Origin of the sequence: Nitrosomonas sp. Nm84, from assembly GCF_003201565.1 — a bacterium.
Taxonomy (GTDB): Bacteria; Pseudomonadota; Gammaproteobacteria; order Burkholderiales; family Nitrosomonadaceae; genus Nitrosomonas.
This window is the reverse complement of record NZ_QJJP01000011.1, coordinates 98,690-104,844: the sequence shown is the minus strand read 5'-3', so window position 1 is coordinate 104,844 and position 6,155 is coordinate 98,690. Positions and strand designations below refer to the sequence as shown.

Sequence of the window (6,155 nt, the reverse complement as noted above, 5' to 3'; positions counted from 1 at the left end):
CCAGAGATTCTATTCTCTGTTAATTCTGCGCCTTCTTGATGTGTCGTTGTCGGTTTTCTGTCTTTCTCAGCTCTTTTGAGTTTCCCGACAAGCCCTAAAAGTATATTCGCGTATTCTGCTATCAGAACTTTCTTCAATTCCTGAGATTATTTCCATAACATATCCATTTGAATTAGTAGAGATTCTGCTTTATGTCACTATCTCAATAGCATCTGAATTCAGAGCGTTACCATTTAAGCAATACCGTCAATAACGCTGATAATGTCGACAATCTTATGTGAGCTTTCATTGACAGATCGTATAAGTACGTACAATCTGACCATTCACGCCATCTTCCATTGAAAATGCGACTTCTTTCAAGTTGAATGCCTGTTCTCCTTTACACTGGTTCAAACCTAGCCATTGCCAACTGCAAAATCCGCGTCATTAATGATGTGTATTGCTCATCCTTGATTTTAAGAGGTGCGATTTTTGGTATTAATCGCGTTGCTAGGAATTGCGCTCAAATACCTTGTGTCTGCTTAACCAATTTACGCCACCCTCAAGTCGCGTCTTTGCAAATTTCTGAGAATGACAGGTTCCATTGAGCTTCTACGGATTTGATACCAAATATCTGGAATTTTTCCTAATTGCACTGATGATCCGGACAGTACGATCTTCATGGCAGCTTTAAATCCAGTATTAGAGTAGTTAAAACTGTACAAACCCCAGTCTCCGATATCTAACCATTAATACCAATAGTATGCCCATTGCAAAACTTGATTAGTTAAGACTGCGATCAAGTAATCCCATATCGCTACTACCCATCAGCTTTTCGATATCGATCAATATCAGCATACGCTCGTCGGCAGTTCCCAGCCCCATGATATATTCGGTATCAATGACCGGTCCCAATCCTGGTGCAGGACGCATCTGCTCGGCATCCAGACTAATCACATCAGATACGCCATCTACCACAATACCCATCACGCGATTAGCCACATTCAGGATAATCACCACGGTAAATTGATTATAGTCCGCATCATCCAATCCAAACTTGATCCTCATATCAACAATCGGAACAATCACTCCGCGAAGATTAACGACGCCTTTGATAAACGATGGCGCATTAGCTATTTGTGTAATTGAGTCATATCCACGTATCTCCTGCACTTTAAGAATCTCAATTCCATATTCTTCGTTGCCTAATCTGAAAGTCAAAAATTCATTAACCGTATGGTCTTTGACTGATCCTGATGATGCTGTTACCGAAGCAGCTATTTGTTTTCGTAACATGATCTTTGCTCCTTACTACCAAAATAGTTGGTTTGGATATGAGGATTCATTTTTCCTACACAATTTCTTGCTGTGATGACAATACTAATGCAGCAGTATCAAGAATAAGTGCCACCTTACCATCGCCCATGATGGTTGCACCTGAAACGCCTTGTACTCGCCGATAATTACTTTCAAGACTCTTAATAACAACTTGATGTTGTCCAACCAGGTCATCCACAAACAGTGCCGCTTTGCAACCTTCAGCTTCCAAGATGACAAGAATTCCTTCATGAACTGCAGTTACATTTGGGCGTAGATTAAAAACTTCATACAAAGCGATTACTGGCAAATATTCTCCACGTACTTGTACAACCCGACCATGACCACTTACAGTCTTAATATCGGCAGCGCTCGGTTGTAACGATTCGGTTATATAGTTAAGCGGCACGATAAACATTTGATCGCCAACGGCTACTGATAGTCCGTCAAGAATAGCTAATGTTAGCGGCAAACGAATCGATATGCGTGTACCCACACCGAATACTGATTCAATATCAATGCGTCCCCCCATACTTTGTATATTGCGTTTCACAACATCCATACCAACACCACGCCCCGACACATCTGTAACGGCCTCAGCTGTAGAAAAACCTGCTTCAAATATTAGCAACCATACTTCCTGATCAGTCATCCCATCATGTACGGGCAAGCCACGCTCTCTGGCTTTTGCAAGAATCTTCCCTCGATTTAAACCTGCGCCATCATCACTGACTTCAATAACGATACTGCCACCTTGGTGAAATGCGCGTAATGTAATCGTACCCTGCGCTACTTTCCCTACTGCAATTCGCCTTTCGGGTGTTTCTATACCATGATCCAGGCTATTTCTAACTAAATGGGTCAGTGGATCAGCAATTTTTTCAATTAGACTTTTGTCTAATTCTGTACTCTCACCAACTGTTTTCAATTCAACACGCTTATTCAGTTTCGAGGCTAAGTCACGCACGACACGTGGATATCGACTAAATACAAAGCTAATTGGCATCATCCGGATTGACATGACAGACTCTTGCAAATCTCGAGTATTTCTTTCCAACTGACTCATACCACTGTGAAGCTTCTCAAAAACTACCGGATCAAATTGAGAAACTGTTTGAGCAAGCATTGCTTGTGTAATCACTAATTCGCCGACTAAATTAATCATTTGATCTACTTTCTCAACACTAACTCGTATTGATGAAGCTTCATTGGCGGGAGTTGCTGTATTAGCTTTATTAGAAGGCTTATTAGATGCAGCTTGTAACTCATTTTTATTGTTACTAACGCTATGTTGCTGGGGCAAATTTAAATTGAATTCCGAGCCGTCTATATCTTTTGGTGCCGCTGGTGCCCCAGGGAAGAACCCATATCCCGGTGCAGGTGGCATTGGGGTCGTTGCACATACATCCTCTTCGACTAATGACTCGACATCGGCATGAGTTGCATCTGGAATTCTAGTCTCTGTTACGTTAACCTTAACACTATCAGATGAATCTACTTCAATTCTCAGGTTCGCTGGATCGACTACAAATGCAAGTGTCTCCCAAACATCTTCTTCGCTATTACTCGTAATAAGTTTCAGTTTACATAATTCTTTTTCATTCTTTGGTGTATTGTTTTCTACAATACCCAGTTGTTTCAAGTTAGCAAATAAATTTTCTATTGCCATATTACTCATGCCGTCGTTAGAAAATTCTATACAGTAAGTAAGTTCCGAAGAATCATCTATTAGAACTGGTCGAATTTCATCTATTGCAATTTCATTTTCCGCTGACAATATCTCAGCTTTGGTATTGATAATTGGAATCTCTCTAGCAGGTGCTTGTACCTCTTCACTCAGCTTCTTTAACTCCTCACAAATGGCGGCGGCCGCTGCAGGATCTGCTTGACCTTCTCCGCGATGCCCTGCCAACTGTTCTTTAATGACATCGCCAGCTTTCAAAAAAGCATCGACCATCTCACTTCGTACTTCGAGTTCTCCTTTGCGCAATTTATCCAGCAATGTCTCCAACATATGCGTTGTCTCCGTCATATCTGTAAAACCAAATGTGCCTGCCCCACCCTTAATAGAATGTGCAGCACGAAATATAGCGTTTAAATCCTCTAAGTCGGGTGAATTTACATCAAGCCTCAGCAAACATGTTTCCATATCCGCGAGTAATTCAGAGGATTCCTCAAAAAATATTTCATAAAATTGTTCGAGATCAGTACTCATAGGTAATCCTACTTTCAGTTGAATTGTTAGCTTAGCGCTTTAGGAAAATAAGCAAATTAAAAAAACAGAAATATAAAAATCACTTAATCTCTAGAATCAACCCGGTCACTCATATCAATCCGATCACTCATAACCAATTAATATTACACATAAAGTTAACCGATAACCTTGCTAATTACTTCGAGTAAACGCTTAGGATCAAAAGGCTTAACCAGCCAACCTGTTGCGCCAGCTGCCCTACCTTTTGCCTTCATTTCATCGCCAGATTCAGTAGTCAACATTAGAATTGGTATCGCCTTGTAATGAGATAATTTGCGCAATAACTCAAGTAACTTTAGTCCGTCCATGCGGGGCATATTAATATCTGTCAATACTAAGTTAACTTTATAAGCATTTGCTTTATCTAATGCATCTTGACCATCAACTGCTTCAATCACTTCATAACCTGCACCTTTAAGCGTAAAAGCGACCATTTGTCGAATTGATGCAGAATCATCTACCGCAAGTATCGTTTTAGCCATTTACCCCACTCCTCTTACTAATATTGTTAAATCCTTAGATAAAATGTGCATATCGCAAGCTCGCTTTATGTTAAAAAAGTTCGATATCGCCCATCTGCATGCCTTGCTGTACGACAGGCTTTCTTTTGCTTTTAGTATTTGCTAGATTAACTGCTCTTGAGATTCCTTCGTGAGTCACTTGCATCGTTGTCTTCTCACTCTTCCAATTACTTTGCCGATCAATGCGCTGTAGTTCCATGTTAAGTGTTTCAACTTGCCTCGCTGTATGTGCAAGCAACTGAGTAACTAAATCTCCAAATTGCAATGAAGTAATTGCCATCTCTAACTCTTGCTCAATTTTGTCAGCAATGATCATTTGTTTCTCTAGTAGCTCAATAATGGGTTTACTTCCTTCAGGAGCAGCCATTTTCTCAATAGCCAAGACCATATCATGATGTGATTTTGTCAATTTGCTGATATATCTAAAATTAATAACAAGATTATTTACCGCATCACTGATCAATCGATCAATCTGATTGAGTTCTACTTTAATACTCATAAAGTATTCGTCGGCTTCAGTATTACATAGAGCTTCATTTGGTAGGCCTACTGCCACTAATTGATCCGAGTTCTGATTGTCAGTTTTGCCGTCGCCTGGTTGCATCTCAACCATACTTTTCTCCTCATTGCTCAATAAAAACGCCGATGGATCAAATCTATTGAAATCCCTAAAATGCCTTATTCCCCGCAATTGCTCCGTTACCGATCACTCAAATCACGTTAAAATAATTATTAATCAATGCATTAACGGCATGACATAAAATAGCTTTAGCTCTAAAGAGCGGCAAAAAATATACTCAATTAGTCACTTCACCGATTCGATTCGCCCATCCAATTGCTTGTATTTCTATATCTGCCAATTCGCTTAAACTCAGGAAACCTAGCTGACTCAATATGGACTGAATTGTAGTAATTTCACCTTTCTCATTAGCTTCAATTAACTTCAGCTCTAAACCCAAACGTCCATCTCGGGTTAGTAATGCTTGACTCATATCATCGGGAATACCCAGTTTGTCTACTATTTGCTGCATCTCAATGCCTAGCAATGCATCAAGTAGCGATAAGATCCCAACCATAAATGCTCTTTCATGGTGATTTTTATCATGGGGACGTTCGGCCGTTGCAATTAATTCCATCAGTTTCCCGCGCACTGCAGCTGTTTGCATTAAAGCATTGGACATACCATCATCTGATTGATTAGCGCTATAAAGCAACAGCTGTACCCATCTCTGCAGCTGTTTACGTCCCAATATCATAATTGCATGTTTGATAGAATTGATTTTTTGTGGTAGGCCGCTGGCGACTGAGTTCACCATACGCATCAAGTTGTAACTAAGTCCTGGTTGATGTTTAAATTCCTTCTCGATCTCTTCAATTTCACTATCACTCATAACTAATGTCAGCAGCTTTAATAATGACATCTTTCCTGGATCAGCACGTTTTACTGACAAAACCTCAGGTTTTGCAAAATAATAGCCCTGAAACATCTGGAAACCCAATTGCATGCAACGTGCTTCTTGTTCACGATTTTCTACTTTCAGAGCCAAAAGCAGGACTGGCCAACGATTTAGTTCACTTACAAGTTCTGCGAGTTGATCTTTCTCAAGCGCCAGGATATCCACTTTCACTACACTGACTATAGGCAACAGTTGTTCAATTTTGCTGTTCATTGCGACAACATTATCAAGAGCAAATTGATATCCTTTTTGTTTTAATTCGTTACACCGCTGCATAAATTCCGCAGTAATTGATGGGGACTCTTTTATTTCTAGAATGACATGCTTGCAAGGTAATAAACTAATAATGTCGCTCATAATCAGGTCGGGATCTGCATTAACAAAACCGCGCTGCCGACCCAATACATTCTGGATACCTAGCTGACCGTACGCATTAACGATAACATTAGCTGATGCAGATAAATCATTTGTGACATGTGCTACCTCTTCAGTTTCCTCTTGTCTAAAAAGCAATTCAAATGCTACTAAATTATGATTACGATCTAGAATTGGTTGTCGACCAAGAAAAAAACCTCCCATTTGTTCCTCCGCTGTAATCTATTGTCCCAGACAAAATGTTCTAGCTCA

At 40.1% G+C, this 6,155-nt stretch carries 5 protein-coding genes; all 5 read right to left on the bottom strand.

The genetic code is table 11. The annotated features are described in order from the left end of the window. Positions 1 to 762 precede the first annotated feature (762 nt). Positions 763 to 1,275 (bottom strand): chemotaxis protein CheW, encoded by a 513-nt coding sequence (locus C8R34_RS07640; protein WP_110339428.1) that lies wholly within the window; start codon positions 1,273 to 1,275, stop codon positions 763 to 765. A gap of 55 nt (positions 1,276 to 1,330) precedes the next feature. Continuing rightward, positions 1,331 to 3,511: a chemotaxis protein CheA gene (gene cheA / locus C8R34_RS07635; protein WP_110339426.1), complete on the bottom strand. Its 2,181-nt coding sequence runs from the start codon at positions 3,509 to 3,511 to the stop codon at positions 1,331 to 1,333. 155 nt (positions 3,512 to 3,666) lie between these two features. Further along, complete coding sequence (locus tag C8R34_RS07630) at positions 3,667 to 4,032, bottom strand: response regulator (protein WP_110339424.1); 366 nt, start codon at positions 4,030 to 4,032, stop codon at positions 3,667 to 3,669. 70 nt (positions 4,033 to 4,102) lie between these two features. Next, positions 4,103 to 4,684 carry a hypothetical protein gene (locus C8R34_RS07625; protein WP_110339422.1) on the bottom strand — a complete coding sequence of 194 codons (582 nt, stop codon included), beginning with the start codon at positions 4,682 to 4,684 and terminating at the stop codon, positions 4,103 to 4,105. Between the two features lie 184 nt (positions 4,685 to 4,868). Next, positions 4,869 to 6,107, bottom strand: coding sequence for an EAL and HDOD domain-containing protein (locus C8R34_RS07620; RefSeq protein WP_110339420.1), 1,239 nt, complete (start codon positions 6,105 to 6,107; stop codon positions 4,869 to 4,871). Positions 6,108 to 6,155 lie beyond the last annotated feature (48 nt).

Excerpts from the sequence above, each read along its gene's own strand:
- C8R34_RS07640 (WP_110339428.1), bottom strand. The coding sequence starts at position 1,275 with ATGTTACGAAAACAAATAGCTGCTTCGGTAACAGCATCATCAGGATCA.
- C8R34_RS07620 (WP_110339420.1), bottom strand. The coding sequence starts at position 6,107 with ATGGGAGGTTTTTTTCTTGGTCGACAACCAATTCTAGATCGTAATCAT.
- C8R34_RS07625 (WP_110339422.1), bottom strand. The coding sequence starts at position 4,684 with ATGGTTGAGATGCAACCAGGCGACGGCAAAACTGACAATCAGAACTCG.
- cheA (WP_110339426.1), bottom strand. The coding sequence starts at position 3,511 with ATGAGTACTGATCTCGAACAATTTTATGAAATATTTTTTGAGGAATCC.
- C8R34_RS07630 (WP_110339424.1), bottom strand. The coding sequence starts at position 4,032 with ATGGCTAAAACGATACTTGCGGTAGATGATTCTGCATCAATTCGACAA.